We start from the raw sequence: 20,773 nt of genomic DNA on the forward strand, positions 1-20,773 counted from the left end.
GACCTGGGTCGGCGCGCCGTCAGAAGCTGTACTTCGTGGTGAACTGCAGCCGGGTGATGTCACCCTTGTTGCCGTTCTCGATCTCGCGGCGGCCATACATCAGCTCGGCGCCGACATCGACCTTGGGCAGCGGTGAGTAGAAGATGTTGCCGCGGATGCTCTGCACGCTCTTGGTGACCAGCGGGCCCAGCACGCTGTCGTTGTCGTAGTCGCTGCGCGCATAGATCAGGTTGGTGCGCAGCTTCGGCGAGAACGCGTGGCGCCAGCCCACGTAGCCGGCCAGAACGCCGGTCGGATTGAGCTCGTCGCGGGCGATGTCATAGGCCGAGTCGGCGGTGATGCCCAGGCCGATGTAACGCGCGATGCCCTCGCCTCCGGTGAACTGGTAATGCAGCGAATCGCTGTCGCCCATCACCCACTTGCCGCCCAGGGTCAGGCCGCCGGCAACCTTGTCGGCCTTGGCGCCGGTGGTCTGGTTGTCGACCTTCAGCTGGCGGACGATGCCGCCGACGCCGAAGGTGCCCCAGTCGCCCTTCCAGCCGTAACGCATCGTCAGATCCGGCAGGCTGCCGCGATCGGAGTTGGCGCTGGCGTTGGTCCAGGCACCCGTGACCGGATTGCGGGTACCGGTAAGCGTGGTGGTTTCCGGGTTTTCCAGGGCAACGCTGAAGCCGCCGCTGGTGTAACGCACCTGTGCCTGGCGTACGAAGATCACACCGTCGGTCGGGCCGACGAAGTCGACCGCTTCCGGCAATGCGGCCGCGTCCATGAAGTTGGACCAGGTCTGGCCGGCGAGCCAGTTGTTCCAGTACATGTAGGCATGGCGCAGGGTGACACCGTAGGTGTTGGTGGCGGTCTGGTTGCCGAGCGAGTTGCCGAAGAAGTCCATCTCGAAGAACGCGCCGGCCTTGTTGCCGGACTCGCTCACGTTGTCGATGCCCAGGTTGAAGCGCGAGAACTTTGCGTGGGCGTTGTAGTCGGTGCCCGAACGCCTGCCGTTTCCGCCGGCACCTTCCACCGGGGTCTGGCCCGGCAAATACAGCGAACGGCCGGTGGCATCGTCGGCCAGCTGGCCGTCGCTGGTCTGGGTCGCCAGGAAGTCAGCCTTGATGAAGCCACCGATCTTGACCGTGGTACCCGGTGCGGCACCGGGAGTGATGGTGGTGACCTGGATCGGCTGCTTGCCGGCCGGCACCGCCGGCTTCTGCTCGGACTGCACGGTGCGGACTTCGGTCACCGCCTGCTGGGTCTGGGCGATCTGGGTCTGCTGCTGTTGCTGCGAAGACAGCAGCAGCTGGACCTGGCGCTCCAGTTCGGCGATGCGTGATTCGAGTGCTTTCTCTTTGGCGGTCTCTGCGAACGCCATGCCCGGTGCGACCAGGGCGACCAGCAGGCAGGCCGCCAAAGGTGTGCGCACGGCTTTCAACGTACGGTGGCTCATGTTGCCCTCTCTCCCAAGTGGCAAGGTGATGCCGCGCGTGGGGCACGGTCGAGCCGAGACTGCGGGGCACATGCGCGCACCGGCTATTCGCCATTGGTCGAAGCCGGGCCCGCAGGGCGCCCACTTTCGACCATGGTCTAAGCACAGTGGTGACGCGGCCGGGGGTGGATGGGGCAAACTGAGGGGGATCGGTCGTTGCGATGCTGCGACCGCACATACAAAGTCAACGTGCAAGTGAGGGTGCCATGGCTGATATCTACCCCGTCGATCCGCAGTTCGCCGCCAAGGCACGCATCGACAAGACGTCCTACCAACAGCAGTACCAGGCTTCTGTGACCGACCCGGAGGGTTTCTGGGGCAAGGCCGCCGAGCGCCTGCAATGGATGCGCACGCCGACGAAGATCAAGAACGTCAGCTACGACCTGGCCGACTTCCACATCAAGTGGTTCGAGGACGGCGAGCTCAACGCCAGCGTCAACTGCCTTGACCGCCAGCTGGACAGCCGTGGCGACAAGACCGCCCTGCTGTTCGAGCCGGACAGCCCGGACGCACCGGCCCAGCACGTGACCTATCGCGAGCTGTACGAGCGCACCTGCCGGCTCGGCAATGCGCTGCGCAACCTGGGCGTCGGCAAGGGTGACCGGGTCACCATCTACCTGCCGATGATCGTCGATGCTGCCGTGGCCATGCTGGCCTGCGCGCGCATCGGTGCGATCCACTCGGTGGTGTTCGGTGGCTTCGCGCCGAACTCGATCGCCGATCGTGTCAGCGACTGCCAGAGCAAGCTCATCATCACCGCCGACGAGGGCCTGCGCGGTGGCCGCAAGGTTCCGCTGAAGGCCAACGTCGATGCAGCCCTGAAACTGCCGGGCACCAACACCGTGGAGACCGTGCTGGTGGTGCGCCACACCGGCGGCGCGGTGGACATGCAGGCCCCGCGCGACCGCTGGTTCCATGACGTCGTGGACAGCCAGCCATCCACCTGCGAGCCGGAGCGCATGAACGCCGAGGATCCGCTGTTCATCCTCTACACGTCCGGTTCCACCGGCAAGCCGAAGGGCGTGCTCCACACCACCGGCGGTTATCTGCTGTACGCGGCATACACCCACGAAGCGGTGTTCGACCTGCGCGAGGACGACATCTACTGGTGCACCGCCGACGTCGGCTGGGTCACCGGCCACAGCTACATCGTGTACGGCCCGCTGGCCAACGGCGCGACCTCGCTGATGTTCGAAGGCGTGCCGAACTACCCGGACACCTCGCGTTTCTGGAACGTCATCGACAAGCACAAGGTGTCGATCTTCTACACCGCCCCGACCGCCATCCGTGCACTGATGCGCGAAGGCGAGGAGCCGGTGAAGAAGACCTCGCGCGCCTCGCTGCGCCTGCTCGGCAGCGTCGGCGAGCCGATCAATCCCGAGGCCTGGCGCTGGTACTACGAGGTGGTCGGCGACAGCCGCTGCCCGATCGTCGATACCTGGTGGCAGACCGAGACCGGCGGCATCCTGATTTCGCCGCTGGCCGGTGCGATGGACCTCAAGCCGGGGTCGGCCACCCTGCCCTTCTTCGGCGTACAGCCGGCGCTGGTGAATGCCGATGGCGAGATCCAGGACGGCCCGACCGAAGGCAATCTGATCATCCGTGATTCCTGGCCGGGCCAGATGCGCACGGTGTACGGCGACCACCAGCGCTTCATCGACACCTATTTCCGCACGTATCCGGGCAGCTACTTCACCGGCGACGGTTGCCGCCGCGACGAAGACGGCTACTACTGGATCACCGGCCGCGTGGACGATGTGATCAACGTGTCCGGCCACCGCATCGGCACCGCCGAGGTCGAAAGCGCGCTGGTCTCGCACCCGAAGGTGGCAGAAGCCGCCGTCGTCGGCTTCCCGCACGACGTGAAGGGCCAGGGCATCTATGCCTACGTCACCCTGGTGGCCGAGGAAGCGCCGAGCGAAGAGCTGCACAAGGAGCTGATCGCATGGGTGCGCAAGGAAATCGGGCCGATCGCCACCCCGGACCACCTTCAGTGGGCACCGGGCCTGCCGAAGACCCGCTCGGGCAAGATCATGCGCCGCATCCTGCGCAAGATTGCTGAAAACGCGCCGGACCAGCTCGGCGACACCTCGACCCTGGCCGATCCGTCGGTGGTGGCGTCACTGGTGGACGAACGCAAGGTACGCTGACGTACGACCCGGGGTCGGACCCCTTTCCGCAGGGAAAGGGCTCTGACCCCAGGGGCCTGGCCCCCGAACAGTTTCCCCACGGTTCCCCCCGACCATGACCACCCTCCTGATTGCAGATGACCACCCGCTGTTCCGCGAAGCCCTGCGTGGGGCCGTACAGCGGGTCATCCCCGGCGTGCAGCTGTTCGAGGCTGACAGCGTGGAAGCGCTGTATGCGCTTGCCGACCAGCACAACGATGCCGACCTGGTCCTGATGGACCTCAACATGCCGGGTGCACAGGGTTTCAACGCACTGGTGCACATGCGCTCGCTGCATCCTCACCTGCCGGTGGTGGTCGTCTCCGCGCGGGAGGAGGCCACGGTGATGCGCCGTGCGCTCGATCACGGTGCGCTGGGCTTCATTCCCAAGTCCGCCGACTCGGACACCATCGGTCATGCGCTGGGCACCATCCTCGACGGCGAGACGTGGGCCCCGCCGGAGGCACACAACGTGCCACCCACCGAGCGCGAGGAACGCGAGGTCGGCCAGCGCCTGCGCGAGCTGACGCCGCAGCAGTTCCGCGTGCTGCAGATGCTGGGCGCCGGCCGCCTGAACAAGCAGATCGCCTACGACCTCAACGTCTCCGAAGCAACCATCAAGGCACATGTGACCGCGATCCTGCGCAAGCTGGGCGTGACCAACCGCACCCAGGCGGTGCTGATGGCTGGCAAGCTGGCCATCGACGACGACGCGATCGTGCTGCCGCCGGAAGAAGACTGATCGTGCCGGGCTGCGGAGCCGAGCACGGGGTCTTGTGATGCCCTCGTAGAGCCGAGCCCACGCTCGGCTGCTCTTCGCCTCAATGCCAATCATGCCTCAAGCAGCCATCGACTCCAGGCATAGGGGTACTCCGCGATACGGGTAGCCAACCCTGCACGCACGGGATTGGCCGCAATGTATCTCGCCTGCGTGTGCAGGCATTCGTCACTGCGCAACGCATGGTCGTAGTACCCTGGCTGCCAGATCGGCACGTTCGCATCAGCGCGCGTGGCGATGGATCTTCCACTCCTGGACTTCAGGATCTGCATGCAGCCGGCCAGCGTGCCGGTACGCAACTCCATCAACCAATGCAGGTGGTCGGGCATGATCACCCAGCCCAGGGAGAAGGTACGACCGGTCCGCTCTACCGTGCGCAGGGCTTCGATCAGCAGCTCAACGTTGGCCTTGTCTATGAACCAGGGACGACGCGCATGCGTTACCGTGGTAAGCGCATAGACATTGCCGGTATGCGACCAACGACCATAACGAAGTGCGGGACTGGCCATGCGAAGAGGCTATGGCACGCATGACAGCCTCTCCATCAGTGCAACACCGCATTGCCTGTCAGCCAACACCCTGACGTAGAGCCGAGCCCACGCTCGGCTGCTTCATACGCCAGCCGAGCACGGGCTCGGCTCTACAGGTAGCCCCTGCTCAGCCCACGCCGCGCAGGTGTTCGTACAGGATCGTCGCGCCGATGATCACCAGGATCGCGCCGCCAATGATCTCGGCACGCTTGCCAACCATGCTGCCCAGCACGCGGCCGAGCATGATGCCGACGGTGACCATTGTGAGCGTGCACAGGCCGATGACCGCCGCCATCACGCCGATATGGACATCCATGAACGCCAGGCCGATACCCACCGCCATCGCATCGATGCTGGTGGCGAATCCCGTCAGCGCCAGCTTCCAGAAGCCGTGGTGCTGCGAAGGGTCTTCATCTTCTTCACCATCATCCGTACGCAGGCCGTTGTAAATCATGTGGATGCCCAGCGCGCCGAGCAGGCCGAAGGCGATCCAATGATCGAAGGCTTCGACGTACTGCAGGGCGGCACGGCCGAGCAACCAGCCGATGATGGGCGTGATCGCCTCGATGACGCCGAAGATGATGCCGGCACGCAGTGCATCGCGGAACACCGGCTTGCGCATCGCCGCGCCCTTGCCAATCGCCGCGGCGAAGGCATCGGTGGACATGGCAAAGCCGATCAGGAGGATCGAAATGGGGGACATGTGTGGCTGCTGAGGTCGGGCTTGGACGGACGCACGGCCTGCGCTCGCGCCCAACCTGACGTTGCGCGCGCGGGCCGCTGGTCTCGCCAACCATCATGGTTGTCCACGCCACGGCGCACTGGCCGAGTATGTTGACGTGGACGATTCCTGCGTAGGAATCCGGCTACTCCCCAAGGGGACGCGAAGCTTAGCATCGCGATTCGCGCCTGGCACATTTCGGGTGAAACGCGCAGGCAGGGCTGGTTTGTATAGCGATGGCTATATCAGCACCGCACTGCGCGCGGAGCCGAGCATGGGCTCGGCTCTACAGTTGCCATCAGGCTTCGTTGCTGCCGGCGTCGCGCAGCGCGCCGAGGAAGGCGCGCAGCGAGGCCGGCTTGATCGGCTTGGTCAGCACCCGATAACCCCGCTCGCGCGCCATCCGCTTCAGCTCATCGCGACCATCGGCAGTGAGCAGGGCACCGGGCAGCGGATATCCTGCCGCCTCGCGCAGTGCCACCAGCGCGTCCAGGCCATCCATGCGGTCATGCAGGTGGTAATCCACCAGCATCACCTGCGGGCGCTCGGCAATCTTTTCCAGCGCCTGATCGACGGTGGCGGCGGTGATCACCTGCACCTGCCAGCGACCCAGCAGCGCACGCATGCCGTCGAGGATTTCCTCGTCATTGTCCACGCACAGCACGCGCAGGCCGGCCAGCGAATCGCTGCGCACCGGCGTGGCGGCCACCTGGACCGCCGTGGCAGGCTCGGTGTAGCCCGGCAGAGGCGCCACGCGAGGCAGGATGATCGAGAACATCGACCCGCTGCCGACGCGGCTGCGTGCGTTGAGCCGATGGTCCAGCAGGCGCGAGATGCGCTGGCAGATCGACAGGCCCAGACCCAGGCCCTGCTCGCCCCAGTCGAAGGGCTGCTGGTAGCGATGGAACTCATCGAAGATCTGCCGCATGTGATGCTCCGGGATGCCGGGGCCGGTATCCCACACCTGCAGTTCCACTTCCTCGCCCCGATGGCGCACGGCCAGCACGATGCGGCCCTGCCGTGTATAGCGCAGCGCGTTGGCCAGGAAGTTCTGCAGCACACGCCGCAGCAGGCGCCGGTCGCTGCGCACCCATGCCGGGCGCGCGAACAGATCCAGGCGCAGGCCACGGCCGGCGGCAACCGGCGTGTACTGTGCGGCCAGCTCGCGCATCAGCGCGCTGACGTCGAACTCGCCAATGACCGGATGCAACCCACCTGCATCCAGCCGCGATACGTCCAGCAGGCCATCCAGCAGCTCCTCCGCCGCGCGCAGCGAGGCATCCACGCGCTCGGCCAGATGCTTCTGCTCGTCGCTCACATGGACGCTGTCACGCAGCGCCGAAGCGAACAGGCGCGCGGCATTGAGCGGCTGCAGCACGTCGTGGCTGATCGCGGCCAGGAAGCGGGTCTTCGACTGCTGGGCGGCTTCAGCTTCGTGGGAGCGCTCGGCGACGCGCTGTTCCAGCGTTTCGTTGGCTTCCAGCAGCGCCTTCTCGGCGTGCTTGTAATCGGTGATGTCGTTGTAGCTGGTCACATAGCCGCCGCCAGGCAAGGCCTGGCCACGCATCTCGATCACCTTGCCATCGCTGCGCGTGCGCTCGAACACATGCGGTGAGCCGGCGCGCATGTAGCCGATGCGGCGGTTGATCTGCACCTCGATGTCGCCCTCGCCCAGCTCGCCCCGTTCGGCGTTGTAGCGGATCAGGTCGGCCACCGGGCGGCCCACGTACAGCATGCCGTCGGGGTAGCCGAACATGTCCTGGTAGCGGCGGTTCCACGCCGTCAGGCGCATGTCCGGATCGACCACGCTGACACCTGCACTGATGTTCTCCAGCGTGGTGGACAGGATCTCGCGGTTGAAGCGCAGTTCCTGCCCGGCTTCGTCCAACACCGCCACCACCTCACCCAGGTCCATGCCGGAACCGCGCAGCAGGCTGGTCAGGAGCAGGCGCGCGGAGGCGGCACCGATCGACGCGGCCAGCAGGCGCTCGGTGAACTGCACCCAGGGCCGGTCGGCCGGCGCGGAAGACTGCAGTTCGCGGCCCAGCGACTGCGCCTGCTCGAAGAACGAACGCCGCGCATGGCGCTCGCCCACCACGCGCGAGGCCAGCGCCAGCAGGTCGCCCACATGCACGTGGCCCGGCCAACCGCCGGCGACCGAGGGGCGCTCGGCGTACGGATCGAGGAAGGGCGCAGCACGCAGTCGCTCGTCCACCCCCGGCCGCCAGCGTGCGGACACCAGCATCATCGTTGCTGCATTGACCAGCAACGACCAGAAGGTACCGTGGGTCAGCGGATCCCAGCCGGTCATGCCGAACAGCTGCTGCGGGCGCAGCCATTCGATGCCGAACGGACCCTGCTGGACCCAGCCGGCGTCGACCCATCCCGCCATGGTCATCGCCGGCAGCAACAGGGTATAGAGCCAGGTGGCGAAGCCGAGCAGCATGCCGGTTTCCACGCCGCGGCGGCTGGCGCCACGCCAGTACAGGCCGCCGATCAGGCCAGGTGCGAACTGCGCTACCGCGGCGAACGCCATCAGGCCGTAGGACGCCAGGGTGCTGTCGTTGCTGCTGCTGCGGTAGTAGCTGTACGCCATCAGCGCGAGCAGCAGGATCGCCAGGCGGCGGATCCACAGCACGCGCGAGGCCACGTCGGCTGCTTCCTGGTGATCGCCACTGCGGCGCAGCAGCACCGGCATCACCAGATCATTGCTGACCATGGTGGCCAGCGCGATGGATGAGACGATGACCATGCCGGTGGCCGCAGAGAAGCCACCCACATAGGCGACCAGCGCCAGTGCGTTGCGGCCTTCGGCCAGCGGCAGCGCCAGCACCATCGCATCGTCGGCGACGCTGCCGCCGGTGCCGAACAACGTGACGCCCGCGGTGGCGATGGGCAGCACCATCGCCGAGATCAGCACCAGGTAACCACCGAACATCCAGCGTGCGCGGCGCACGTCGCGTACATCGCCACATTCCACCACCGCGACATGGAACTGGCGCGGCAGGCAGACAATGGCGAGGAAACTGAGCAGGGTCTGCGAAATGAATCCCACCGGCGGCAAACCGGTGAACAGCGTATGCACCGACTCGACCACCGCATCGGTGCGGTCGGTCAGCCACACATAGGCGAATACGCCAACGGCGAGCATCGCCAGCAGCTTGATCACCGATTCCAGCGCGATCGCCAGCATCATGCCGTGGTGATGCTCGGTGGCATCCACCTGGCGCGTGCCGAACAGCGTGGCGAACAGGGCCATCAGCAGGGCGACATACAGTGCGGGATCGCTGAAGAAGCCGGTCGGGCCGGTGTTGCCGGTCAGCACCTGCAGGCTCATCGCCACCGCTTTGTACTGCAGGGCCAGGTAGGGAACGATGCCGATCAGGGCGATGATCGCCACCAGCGCGGCCAGGCGCCGCGAGCGGCCGAAGCGCGAGGAGATGAAATCGGCGATGGACACCACGTTCTGGCTGCGGGCGATCAGGGCCAGGCGCTCGATGATGCGCCAGCCGAACAGCAGCAGCAGCAGCGGCCCGATGTAGATCGGCAGGTAGCCGATACCGTTGCGCACGGCGGTGCCCACCGCGCCATAGAAGGTCCAGGACGAGCAGTACACGGCCAGCGCCAGGCTGTAGACCACCGGCCGCAGCCAGGGCCGGTCCGGGTACATCGGCCGACGGTCGCCCCACCATGCCACGCCGAACAGCAGTGCGGCATAGGCAACCGAGACCAGCAGAAGGATCCAGCTGGAGACCACGCGCGCGTTTCCGTCAGAGGAACCCGCAGTGTAGGCCAGAGGCGGCCAGACGTACGGGCTCGTTGGGGGCAACACCCCCCCACCGGCGTGGGGGGCCTACGCGGTGCGGGCCACGACCGGGGTCGTGGCCGGCGTCTTACTGGGCCGGAACGCCCATTTCCTTCAACAGTTCCGGCGCCGGGTAGACCTTGGCCAGCAGCCAGCGCAGATAGCGCATGTCCACGTGCACGGCGCGCTTGTAGCGCGGATCGAACCACCAGCTGGCACTGACCGATTCCCAGTTGCTGTCGAAGTTCAGGCCAATCAGTTCACCCTTGGCATTGAGCACGGGCGATCCCGAGTTGCCGCCGGTGGTATCGAGGTTGGTCAGGAAGTTGACGGTCTGTGTCTTCAGGGCCGGATCGGCCGTGCTGCCGAAATCACCCTTGGCGACGGCGGCCAGCAGCGGAGCCGGCGCATCGAAGGGATAGGCGTTGGTGTTCTTCTCGACGATACCGGCCACCGTGGTCACCGGCGAGTAGGTCACGCCGTCACGCGGGTGCAGTGCCTCGACCTTGCCGTAGCTGATGCGCAGGGTACGGTTGGCATCCGGGTACACCGCGCGGCCCTGCTTGGCACGCCAGGCGAACAGCGCCTGCATGTAGCCCGGGCGCAGGCGCAGCTGCTCGCCTTCGCGGGTCTTGCTCTCGTTCTCGATGCGCAGCTGCGCCGCCACCAGCGGGCCGGCCACTGCGATCAGCGGATCGGGTGCCAGGGCCTTGCCATCGCGCGCAGCGGCGAAGCGCGAGAGACGCTGCGCCTCGTCGCCCAGCCGGGTGCTGGCGTAAAGCGTGTCCAGCGCCTGCGCCAGCTGCGCCGGGGTGCGGCCGAAGGCGGCATCGAACTCGGCCACGCGCTGCGCGTCCGGCAACTGCTGGTATCGCGTAAGCAGGGGGGTCAGCAGCGCCTTTTCGACCTCCGCTGCATACCGACGCTGCACCTGCTTGAGTACGCCCTCGATCATCGCCTGGTCGCGCTGCTGGTAACCGCTTTCGCGCTGTGCATCCGGCTTGGCCGACTCGATGCGCAGGCGTTCCAGCAGCAGCGCCGAGCGCAGCAGCTGGCTCTGGTTGGCCATCTGCTCCAGCAGCAGGTCGCGCTCACCCACCGCCGCACCCTGCGAGAGATTGGCCAGCAACGCCTGGATGTCACTCCGGTACCGGCGGTCGGTGGCCGCCAGCATGGCCGACTCGTCGGCAGCGCGCTGCGCCTTGGCATCGCTGCGCAGCAGGCCTTCCAGCTCACCGGCGGCGCGCTTGCGGTTGTTCTTCAGCGACTGCAGCTGCGAAGCGTAACGGGTACGCGCCTGCGCGTCCTTGGCAGTTGCCACCTCGATGGTGTCGATCATCTGCTGGAACACCGATACCCGGCGCGGCAACACCGCATCGACCTGGCTGGCGAACTCGGCCGCGGTGCGGTGGCGGTAGGTGATGCCCGGGTAACCGGCCAGCATCGCGTAATCGCCCTCCTTCGGACCTTCAACGGACATCTTCAGGTGCGCCGGTGGCTGATACGGCACGTTGTCCTTGCTGTACGCGGCCGGCTTGCCATCCTTGCCGACATAGGCACGCAGCAGAGTGAAATCGCCGGTATGGCGCGGCCACATGAAATTGTCGATCTCGTCGCCATAGTTGCCGATCGCACGCGGCGGCGCGTAGACCAGGCGCACATCGCTCAGTTCCAGCTGGGCAATGCGATAGAAATCGGTGCCGTAGTACATGTTGGCCACCGAGCAGCGCACGGTGCCGTTCTTCTCGCACTCCGCCACGATCTGCTTGCTGGCCGCATCGACCGCATCGAAGTACGCACGGCCGGTTTTGCCACGGGCATTGGCCAGCACCTGATCGGTCACCTTGTCGAAGCCGACGGTGACCAGCACACGGAAGTCCGGATTGGCCGGCCGCTCGTCGGCGCGCCCCTGGGCGATGAAGCCGTTGTCGATCAGGTTGTGCTCGGGCGAACTGTTGTACTGGATCACGCCCATCGCCACATGGTGGTTGGTCAACAGCAGTCCGTCGGCGGAAACGAACGAACCGGTGCCGCCTCCGGCCCGCACCACGGCGCTCAGCGGTGGTGCGGTGACGTTGGCCAGGTCGGCCGGATCGCCCATGAAGCCCGCTGCGCGCAGCGGCTTGGCCAGCTCCGGCAGCTGGGTCGGCATCCACATGCCTTCATCGGCATGGGCGCCCGCAGCGAGGGTGAGGCCCAGGGCCAGGGCGGCAGGAAGGGTTTTGCGTGGCGACATGAGGCGATCCGGTACGACAGAACAGCCCGGGACCATAGCCGCTGGGGCCGGCAGGGGCAACGGCCGATGGTTGGGGGCCGGGCGCGGCCCGGCGCTACCGGTCGATGGCGGCGGGTTACTTCTCCCGCCGCCAGTTGATCGAGCCGCGGTTTTCCACCGTGCTCGACTCCACTTCCACGTCGAAACCGCGGCGCAGCAGATACTTCAGGGTGATCACCGAACCGGCGCCGACCAGCGATACGCCATAGCCCACATACAGCTTGGGCGAGATGTACTTGCCCACGCCGATCACCGATCCGCCCAGCGCGCGCGACTGGCTCACGCCCGCATCGTCCAGGCCCAGCTTGGCCCCCAGCTGCGACGCCAGCAGGCCGCTGCCGGCCGACAGTGCGGCCGAGGCTGCATTGACCTGCTGGGCCTGGTCGCTGCTGGCACCGGTGAGGCTGCGGCCCAGCACCAGATAGGCCAGCGCTTCGGACTGCGACATCGCCGGGTCGGACCACACGTCCGCACGCGGCTGCTGTGCACGGCCGGTCACGTCGATGCCAGCGGTGACATCACCGATCCGGCGCTCGGCACGGATGTTGATGCGCGGGTCGGATACGGCGTTGTAGTTCCAGTTGAGGTTGCCGCGGGTGATGGTCAGGTCCTGGCCATAGGCCTTGTAGCGGCCACTGACCTCCAGCCCGCCATTGGCGGTCATCTCGCGACCGGGCTTGGCCCAGACCTGCATCTTGCCGGTCAGCGCGCCCTTCAGGCCGAAGCCGGTCATCTTCACCTTGTCGCCCAGGCTGACGGTCAGGTCCATGTCCAGCGGCGAGGTGCGCGATTCCTCCGGATCGGCCGGGTCCAGCACCACCACGTCCTCGGAAACCGACGTCCCGCGATCCAGCCGCTCAAGATCGATGTCCGCCTCCGGCACATGCACGGTGCCACGCAGCTCCATCGCGGCCTTGGCCAGGGTGAAGTCCAGATTGGGGTTGGCGACGATGCGCAGTTCGCTGGTATTGGACACCAGCACGTTCTCGCCGTGGATCTTCAGCTGCAGCGGCTGCGCATCACCGAACCAGGACAGGCCGCCATCGACATACAGCGTGCCCTGGCCCGAGTTGGCCTGCGCGGTGATCTTGGCCGAGCCGTCGGGCTGGGCGACGAAGCTGCCCTTGCCCTGGTCGAACGTCAGCCCCAGCGCGGGGAATTCGCCCTTGAAATTGCTCAGCTGCGCGTCGCCGCCCAGCGACGGCTGGCCACGGGTACCGCGCAGGCTGACGTGGCCCTCGATCAGGCCGGTCGGGCGCACGATGTCCGGCGAGAACAACTCCAGCCAGTACAGCCGTGACATGTTGAGGTAGAGCTCACCGTTCAACGGCGCGCTGGCTTCCCAGCCGGTCTGCATCCTGGCATCGACGAAGCCGTTGCCCTGGAAGCCCATGCCCAGATAGCCCTTGATGCTGGCCGGGGTCATGTCCAGCTTCAGCGAGAACTGGTCATAACGCACCAGTTCGCCCCGGGTGCTGTCGCCACCGACGTTGCGGTTCTCGCCCAGGCGCACCCCGCCCTCCAGCGAACGCACTTCGACGTGTCCTTCCCACGCATTGCCGCGCGGCCGGATCTGCGCATCCAGACCGAGCTCGCCGCGCAGGTAGATGCGACGTCCGGACTGCGGCGGCAGCCACGGCTGCACCAGTGCCAGCGGCAACGCATCGCCGCGCACCACCAGGCCCTCGCGCGGCCAGTTCGCCTGCGCACAGAGCGCCCCGCTGCTGGCGGCAGCCAGGCAGGCCTCGGCCAGCGTGTAGCTGCCATTGTTGATGGCGAAGGCGGCCGGCGCGCGCAGCGCCCAGGCATCGCCCTTCACCGGTGCGATACGCAGCGAAGCCAGTTCGCCCCGCCATTGCTGGCCCTGCTGGCGCACGCTGCCCTGCAGGTCGATCGCGCCCAGTTCGTTGCGGGTCTGTGCCGCCAGGCGCAGGTTCGACACGCTGCCCTGCGCATCGATGTTCAACCGTTCCAGCAGCATGCCGGCGTTGACCTGCTGTCCCTGCACGGCCAGCGTGCCGCTGTCGCCACGCCACGGCAGTCGCCCCTTGAGGCTCAGGCTCTCGGCGCCATAGCCATCCCAGTTGAGGTTGTTGCCGACCAGGTCCGCGGTGATGTCCGGTGCGTCACGCGGGCCGGTCACCTGTACCTGCCCGCGCAGGCCGCCATCGGCGCCAGGCAGCAGGTCGCTCAGCTGCAGCGGTTCGAAACGTGCGTCGATGTCCAGGCGGTCGCCCACCTTGCCCGAGGCGGTGACCCGGCTGCTGCCGACGGCCAGCTTCAGCTCGCCCTGGCCCTGTTCGCCCTGCAGCGCGAACTTGCCCTGCGCATCGAGGTTGCGCTGACGCAGCACGCCCTTCAGCGACGGCAGATCGACCGTGGCTTCCAGCGTGCCGGCAGTACCCGGCGGGGCATTTGCCGGCGGCGGCAGCTGGCGGCCCTTGGACGCCAAATTGCCCGACAGCCGGCCATTCCATCCAGGCACGAAATAGCCCGGGTCGAAGTCCTTCAATGTGGCCTTGGCATCCCAGTCCAGCTGCGGTGCCCATGCCACCTGGCCCTCCACCTGCAACTGCCCGCCGGGCGTCTGCGCCTGCAGCTCGCGGATCGAGGCCGCCTGGTCGTTGCCGCGCACGTCGAAACGCAGCTGCGCCTTCTGCTGCTCACGCTCCACGTCGGCACGACCGATCGCAGCCCATGCCTTCAGCGTCCCTGCCAGGCCGAAGCGGGCTTCCTTCAGTGTCACCGGTACGGGCGGACCACCGGCGGTGTTCGGATCCTCCGCCGGCACCCAGGTCAGATCATGGGCGATGACCGAGAAATCGAGTTTCTGCTGGTCTTCCTGGCTGAAATCAGCGGTACCTTCCAGGCGTGCCTCGCCCCCCAGTCCCTTCACCACCAGCGGCGAGACCTTCAGCACCTGGTCCTGCAGCGAGATGACCGAGGGCGCCAGCTCCAGCGCCTGCTCGCCCTGCTTCACCGTGCCGCGCAGCTGGGCGTTGCCGCCCTTGCCGGTGGCGCTGAAATCCAGCGCGAGTGGCGCGATGGCCGAACCCGCGAGCGCTGGCGACAGCAGAGCCGGGTCCAGTTCGTCGCTGCGCACGGTCGCGCTCCAGCTCGGATCGGTCCGCCCGTCAAACACCAGCATCGCATGCAGCGGTTTGGGCGCGCGCCCGGCCACGGCCACTTCCATGTGCGCCAGATTGCCCCGTGCAACCAGGCCGAGCGTGGCGGCCGTGCGTCCACGCGGCGCCGGCAGCACCGCGGTGACGGTCACGTCGGTGTCGTAGTCCTTGGCCGGGATGTAGCGGCCCTGGGCGGTGAAGTTGCCCATATCGCTGTCCACGACCAGCGCGCGCGCCTGGAATTCGCCGTTGGCGATTTCCACCCCGCCGCGCACGCGGCTGATGTCGATCACCGGTTCACCGGCCTGGGTCACCCGGAAACCGTCGATGGCGATGGCGTCGGCCTGGATGGCCAGCGGCATCTCGATCTGCGGCAGCGAGTCCGGCCACGACGGCAGCTTGAACGGCTCCTCGCTCTTGGCCAGGTTCAGCGAGGCATTGGTCAGTTCCAGCCTGTCGAGCAGCAGTTTGCGGCCCAGCAGCGGGCGCAGGTCCGGCTCCAGGTACGCGCGCTCGGCATGGAAGTGGATGTCGTCATAGCGGAAGTCGACGTTGTAGAGCGTCAGCGGGCCGGCCACCGGTCCGTCCACCTTGTCCCAGGTGAAGCTGGCACCCACCGGCAGGCGCGCGACCACCTGCGCCAGCAGCACGTCACGGCCGGCCACGGTCTGCAGCAGCCAGTACAGCAGCAGCAGGCCGAGCAGGACCAGACCCAGCACGCCCACGCCAGACCATGCCCAGAAGCGGCGGCGGCGATAGAAGCGCACGCGCGGCGGCGGTGTTCCCGGGGTCTGTGCGGGCGTGCTCACAGGTCCGCTCCGATGTTCAGATACAGCTGGAACTGCGAATCCGGGTTGTTCAGGCCGTGGGCCACGTCGATGCGCACCGGGCCCACCGGCGACTTCCAGCGCACGCCGAAGCCCACACCGGTATGCAGGTCGATGGTGTTGTCGAAGGCACTGCCGGTGTCGACGAACACCGCCGCACCCCAGGGGCCACCGTTGAAGTAGTGCTCGTACTCGGCCGAGCCGATCACCAGGTTCTTGGCACCCAGCGCGTACTTGTCCGGCGCGGGCGTGCGCGGGCCCACCTCGCGGTAGGCATAGCCACGGATGCTGCGGTCACCGCCAGCGAAGTAGCGCAGGCTGGGTGGCATCGCCACCAGATCGCTGGTCCAGGTGGTGCCCCCCTCGCCACGCAGGATCAGGCGGTTGCTTTCGCCCACCGGAACGTACCAGCGAAGCACGGCATTGGCCTGCACGAAGCTGGTATCGGAGCCGGCGCCTTCAACGCCCGCGCGCACGGTGGCCGTGCCGCTGATGCCTTTGCGCGGGAACATCTCGTCATCGACATTGACGTAGTCGGCCACCAGCTGCGGATAGACCAGCGTGGAGGTGTTGTAGACCGCGTCGGTGAACTCGGTACCCGATGCATAGCGCCAGCGCTCGCGCAGCGCGTTGACCGACGCGATCGCGGTCCAGTATTCGTTGATCTCGCCGCTGCGGCTGGCGATCAGCTTGAAGTTGCGCAGGTCGATGTAGTCGGTCTGCTCGTCGTAGGCGCTGGCGGCGAAGGTATACCAGCCATCAAGCCAGGCGAACGCGGGAATCCGGTAGCTGGTCACCAGGCTCTTGCGCTTCTGCGCATAGTCCAGCTGGGTGTTCATCTTGTGGCCGCGGTTGTTGAGGAACCGCCGCTCGACACCGCCGCGTACACCGGGACCACTCTCGCTGCCGTAGCTCAGGCCCGCGGTGTAGATCGTGCGCTTGGCACGGGTCAGCTTGACGTCGACCGGCACCTCACCATTGTCGTCGGCCTGGTCCGGCCGCGGCTGGATGTCGATCACGCTGAAGTAGTCGAGCTTGGTCAGCGACTCGCGCAGCCGGTCCAGCTTGCCTTCGTGGTAGTAGCTGCCCTGTTCCCAGTACACCAGCGGATCGAACAGCTTGTCGACGAAGTAATCCTGCTCGAACCGGACCGGGCCCATGTTGTAGCGGCGGCCGCTGTCCCAGGTCAGGTCGATGTCCGCGGCGTTGTCGGCGCGGGTGATCTGTACCTGGCGCTGGGTGTAATCGGCATCGAAGTAGCCACGCTCGGCCAGGCGGCGGGTGATGGTGATCTTGCTGGCTTCGTACTGGGTATGTTCGAAACGCTGGCCCTTGCGCGGCTTGAAGGCGGTCAGGTCATCCTGCAGGTACTGGTCGTACATGGCCGGGCCGGTGATGTCGATGTGCTCGCGCCGCACCGTCACCGGCGTGCCCTTGTCGACGTGGATCAGCACCTGCACATGCTCGTCCTGGCGCGGCGCCTCCACCGTGATCACCGGGTTGTAGTACCCGAACGGCTCCAACGCCTGCCGGGTCTGCCGCTCGGCCTGTGACAGCAGGTACTCCAGCCGCGATTCACCCTGCTCCTTGCCGATCGTGTCGTACAGCGTGAGCGATTCCTGGATGTTCTCGATGATCGCGGCGTCGTCGCCCTTGTCCAATCCCTTGATGTCCACCTTGTCGATGGTGCCGCGCGCGTGGGCCACGGGGGTGGCGACCAGCGACAGGACCATCAGCGGCAGGGCGTATTTCTTTGGCTGCATGCGGCACAGCATACCGACCCAACGTGACGATGCGAAATGCATCACGCCTTCAGGCATCGGTTGTTAAGTGGCGGTCAAAATACGCGTTACCGACATCATCCGCATGATGTCGGTAACGCCGGGCCATGCCCGGCGGCTTCTTCCAGCACCACACCGCGCGTTCGCCGGGCGTGGCCCGGCGTGACCACTCAGCTCGACAGATGCTCGATCGCGGCGACCTTGCCCAGTCGCTCGCCCAGCAGGGTCAGCAGCGCCAGGCGATTGCCGCGCAGTGCGGGGTCTTCGGCATTGACCATCACACCATCGAAGAATGCATCGACCTGCGGGCGCAGGCGGGCCAGGCGGGCCAGCACGGCCACGTAGTCCTTCTGATGCAGGCTGGCGCCCGTGTCGTCGATGGCGGCGGTGACGGCTTCGGCCAGCGCGCGCTCGGCCTCCTCCTGCAGCAGCGACGGGTCGATCTGGCCCGGAATGTCGCCTTCAGCCTTACGGAGGATGTTGCGGATGCGCTTGTTCGCGGCGGCCAGGGCCTCGGCCTCGGGCAGCGCTGCAAACGTGCCGATCGCGTCGAGGCGGCGATCGAAGTCGTACAGCGACGCCGGCTTCAGTTCGGCAACCGCGTTGAAGTGGGTGGCCGGCACGCCCTTGTCGGCGTAATAGCCCTTCAGGCGATCCAGGATGAAGTCGTACAGCTCACCCACATCGGCCTGCACGCCACGCGCAGCCAGGCCCTGGTTGGCGCTGGCCAGCAGCGCGCGCAGGTCCAGCTCGAAGCCACCCTCGATGATCGTACGGGCCAGGCCCAGTGCGTTGCGGCGCAGGGCAAAGGGATCCTTGTTGCCGGTCGGCTTCAGGCCCGCCGCGAACCCGCCGGCCAGTGTGTCCACACGCTCGGCGATGGCCAGCACCTTGCCCAGCGGCGACAGCGCGATGTCATCGCCACCGAAGCGCGGCTGGTACGCCTCGTCGAGGGCCAGCGCCACGTCCGGCGATTCTCCGCCCGCCACCGCGTAATGGCGGCCGGCGATGCCCTGCAGTTCCGGGAACTCGTTGACCATGCGCGACTGCAGGTCGTTCTTGGCCAGCTCCGCGCTGCGGCGGGCCTGCACCGGATCGGCACCCACCTGCACGGCAACCGCTTCGGCCAGCGCCGCCACGCGCGCGACCTTGTCCGCCACGCTGCCCAGCTTGGCCTGGTAGGTCACGGTCTTCAGGCCCTCGCCCATCGCGGCCAGCCCCTGCTTCAGGTCTTCATCGAAGAAGAACTTGGCATCGGCGAAGCGCGGGCGGATCACGCGTTCGTAGCCCTTGGCCACTTCGGCCACATCCTTCGACTCGATGTTGGCGATGCCGATGAACTTCTCGGTCAGCGTGCCCGCGTCATCCAGCACCGGGAAGAACTTCTGGTTGATCTCCATCGTTTCGATCAACGCTTCCTGCGGCACGGCCAGGAAGGCGCGCTCGAAGCTGCACAGCACTGCCGAGGGCCACTCGACCAGGTTCACCACCTGCTCAAGGTTGTCCTCGGTGATGCGCGCACTGCCGCCAGCCTTGCCGGCGGCGGCTTCGACCTCGGCGACGATGCGTGCGCGGCGCTCGGCCGGGTCGACCAGCACATGGGCCGCGCGCAGCGATTCGACGTAGTCCTGCGGCTGGGTCAGCCACACGGTCTTGTCATGGTGGAAGCGATGGCCACGGCTCATGCGGTCGGCCTTGAGGCCGAACAACTCGGCCGCGACCACGTCCTTGCCGTGCAGCAGCACCAGCCAATGCACCGGCCGCGCGAAGCCCCACGGGTGGTCGCCCCAGCGCATCGGCTTGGGGATCGGCATGGCGGCGATGGCCTCGCGCAGGATCTCAGGCAGCAGATCGGCGGTGCTGGCGCCCGGCGTCACCGCGCGATGCACGAAACGCTCGCCCTTGTTGTCGGTGGTCTTCTCCAGCGCGGTCCAGTCGATGCCGGCCTTGGCGGCGAAGCCCTGCAACGCCTTGGTCGGCTGGCCTTCTGCATCCAGCGCGATGTTCAGGTACGGGCCCAGCACTTCGCTGTGCTGCTCCGGCTGTTCCAGGCCGACGCCCGGCAGCAGCACGGCCAACCGGCGCGGGGTGGACAGCGGACGTGCATCGCCCGTGTCCAGTGCAATGCCGCGCTTGCGCAGGCCTTCGACAACACCGTCGAAAAACGCCTGGGCCAGGCCCGGCAGCGCCTTGACCGGCAACTCCTCGGTGCCCAGTTCGATCAGCAGGGGGGACAATTGGCTCATCGGTTCGATCCTGTGGTGGGGGGCGCAGCGCGCAACGCGTCCGGCGCCCCGGGGGTGATGAAAAGCAGGGTGGGAGAGCGGCCGTCAGGCTTTCTTCGCGCCCGGGAAGCCCAGCTTCTCGCGCTGCTCGTAATAGGCCCGGGCCACCGCCTGGGCCAGCGCACGCACGCGCAGGATGTAGCGTTGGCGTTCGGTCACGCTGATGGCGCGGCGCGCATCCAGCAGGTTGAACGTGTGGCTGGCCTTCATCACCTGCTCGTAGGCCGGCAGCGGCAGGCCCACTTCGACCAGCTTCTGCGCCTCGCGCTCGCAGGCGTCGAAGCGGTGGAACATCTCTTCCACGTCGGCATGCTCGAAGTTGTAGGTGCTCTGCTCCACTTCGTTCTGGTGATAGACGTCACCGTAGGTCACCGGCTGTCCGTCCGGCCCGTAGGTCCACACCAGGTCGTAGACGTTGTCGCAGTTCTGCAGGTACATGCACAGGCGCTCGAGACCATAGGTGATCTCGCCCAGCACCGGACGGCACTCCAGGCCACCGGCCTGCTGGAAGTAAGTGAACTGGGTCACTTCCATGCCGTTGAGCCAGACCTCCCAGCCCAGGCCCCAGGCACCCAGGGTCGGCGACTCCCAGTTGTCCTCGACGAAGCGCAGGTCGTGCACCAGCGGGTCGATGCCCAGCGCCTGCAGCGAATCCAGGTACAGCTGCTGGATGTTGTCCGGCGCCGGCTTCATCGCCACCTGGTACTGGTAATAGCGCTGCAGGCGGTTCGGGTTCTCGCCGTAACGGCCGTCGGTGGGACGGCGCGAGGGCTGCACGTAGGCCGCGTTCCAGCCTTCCGGACCGATCGCACGCAGGAAGGTCGCCGGGTGGAACGTACCGGCGCCCACCTCCAGGTCGAGCGGCTGGATGAGCACGCAGCCCTGCTGGGCCCAGAACTGGTTCAGGGTCTGGATCAGGCCCTGGAAGGTGATCGGAACGGTCGGGGTCGCGGACATGCGGACGATTCTTGGCCGGCAAGGGGGTGCGCTAGTATAAC

General features: G+C 66.9%; 11 protein-coding genes and 1 riboswitch. Of the genes, 2 read left to right on the forward strand and 9 right to left on the reverse strand.

What is annotated here, in order from left to right:
* Positions 1-19: 19 nt before the first annotated feature.
* On the reverse strand, positions 20-1,441 hold the full coding sequence (locus AC5P5M_RS07465) for a DcaP family trimeric outer membrane transporter (protein ID WP_197571679.1): 1,422 nt from the start codon (positions 1,439-1,441) through the stop codon (positions 20-22).
* Between the two features lie 245 nt (positions 1,442-1,686).
* Here AC5P5M_RS07465 and acs point away from each other — a divergent pair, with 245 nt between their 5' ends.
* On the forward strand, positions 1,687-3,630 hold the full coding sequence (gene acs / locus AC5P5M_RS07470) for an acetate--CoA ligase (protein ID WP_065181408.1): 1,944 nt from the start codon (positions 1,687-1,689) through the stop codon (positions 3,628-3,630).
* A gap of 94 nt (positions 3,631-3,724) precedes the next feature.
* The gene (locus tag AC5P5M_RS07475; protein WP_005411662.1) at positions 3,725-4,390 is read left to right on the forward strand and encodes a response regulator transcription factor; all 666 of its coding nucleotides are present in this window, start codon (positions 3,725-3,727) and stop codon (positions 4,388-4,390) included.
* An 89-nt stretch (positions 4,391-4,479) separates the two neighbouring features.
* On the opposite strand, the gene AC5P5M_RS07480 is transcribed toward AC5P5M_RS07475, so the two are convergent.
* From AC5P5M_RS07480 to glyQ, 8 genes are all read right to left on the reverse strand, one after another.
* Entirely contained in the window at positions 4,480-4,935 is a 456-nt protein-coding gene (locus AC5P5M_RS07480; RefSeq protein WP_495205708.1) for an REP-associated tyrosine transposase, read from the reverse strand.
* A gap of 148 nt (positions 4,936-5,083) precedes the next feature.
* Entirely contained in the window at positions 5,084-5,659 is a 576-nt protein-coding gene (locus AC5P5M_RS07485) for a manganese efflux pump MntP (protein WP_065174245.1), read from the reverse strand.
* Between the two features lie 88 nt (positions 5,660-5,747).
* Positions 5,748-5,837: riboswitch (yybP-ykoY riboswitch) on the reverse strand.
* 138 nt (positions 5,838-5,975) lie between these two features.
* Positions 5,976-9,434, reverse strand: coding sequence for a hybrid sensor histidine kinase/response regulator (locus tag AC5P5M_RS07490; protein ID WP_053517694.1), 3,459 nt, complete (start codon positions 9,432-9,434; stop codon positions 5,976-5,978).
* Between the two features lie 136 nt (positions 9,435-9,570).
* Positions 9,571-11,718 carry a S46 family peptidase gene (locus AC5P5M_RS07495; RefSeq protein WP_495205709.1) on the reverse strand — a complete coding sequence of 716 codons (2,148 nt, stop codon included), beginning with the start codon at positions 11,716-11,718 and terminating at the stop codon, positions 9,571-9,573.
* A 115-nt stretch (positions 11,719-11,833) separates the two neighbouring features.
* Entirely contained in the window at positions 11,834-15,691 is a 3,858-nt protein-coding gene (locus tag AC5P5M_RS07500; RefSeq protein WP_495205710.1) for a translocation/assembly module TamB domain-containing protein, read from the reverse strand.
* Complete coding sequence (locus tag AC5P5M_RS07505) at positions 15,688-17,484, reverse strand: autotransporter assembly complex protein TamA (protein ID WP_053517726.1); 1,797 nt, start codon at positions 17,482-17,484, stop codon at positions 15,688-15,690. The genes AC5P5M_RS07500 and AC5P5M_RS07505 overlap by 4 nt, the downstream gene beginning before the upstream one ends.
* A gap of 176 nt (positions 17,485-17,660) precedes the next feature.
* The gene (gene glyS, locus AC5P5M_RS07510; RefSeq protein ID WP_495205711.1) at positions 17,661-19,736 is read right to left on the reverse strand and encodes a glycine--tRNA ligase subunit beta; all 2,076 of its coding nucleotides are present in this window, start codon (positions 19,734-19,736) and stop codon (positions 17,661-17,663) included.
* A gap of 84 nt (positions 19,737-19,820) precedes the next feature.
* Positions 19,821-20,732, reverse strand: a complete 912-nt coding sequence (glyQ, locus tag AC5P5M_RS07515) for a glycine--tRNA ligase subunit alpha (RefSeq protein WP_053517689.1) — start codon at positions 20,730-20,732, stop codon at positions 19,821-19,823.
* Positions 20,733-20,773: the final 41 nt, after the last annotated feature.

It is taken from the genome of Stenotrophomonas sp. YJH_SMC_106-19 (assembly GCF_059368375.1).

Coding starts and splice junctions, on each gene's coding strand:
- AC5P5M_RS07475 (WP_005411662.1), top strand. CDS start 3,725: ATGACCACCCTCCTGATTGCAGATGACCACCCGCTGTTCCGCGAAGCC.
- AC5P5M_RS07480 (WP_495205708.1), bottom strand. CDS start 4,935: ATGGCCAGTCCCGCACTTCGTTATGGTCGTTGGTCGCATACCGGCAAT.
- AC5P5M_RS07495 (WP_495205709.1), bottom strand. CDS start 11,718: ATGTCGCCACGCAAAACCCTTCCTGCCGCCCTGGCCCTGGGCCTCACC.
- AC5P5M_RS07465 (WP_197571679.1), bottom strand. CDS start 1,441: ATGAGCCACCGTACGTTGAAAGCCGTGCGCACACCTTTGGCGGCCTGC.
- glyQ (WP_053517689.1), bottom strand. CDS start 20,732: ATGTCCGCGACCCCGACCGTTCCGATCACCTTCCAGGGCCTGATCCAG.
- glyS (WP_495205711.1), bottom strand. CDS start 19,736: ATGAGCCAATTGTCCCCCCTGCTGATCGAACTGGGCACCGAGGAGTTG.
- AC5P5M_RS07505 (WP_053517726.1), bottom strand. CDS start 17,484: ATGCTGTGCCGCATGCAGCCAAAGAAATACGCCCTGCCGCTGATGGTC.
- acs (WP_065181408.1), top strand. CDS start 1,687: ATGGCTGATATCTACCCCGTCGATCCGCAGTTCGCCGCCAAGGCACGC.
- AC5P5M_RS07485 (WP_065174245.1), bottom strand. CDS start 5,659: ATGTCCCCCATTTCGATCCTCCTGATCGGCTTTGCCATGTCCACCGAT.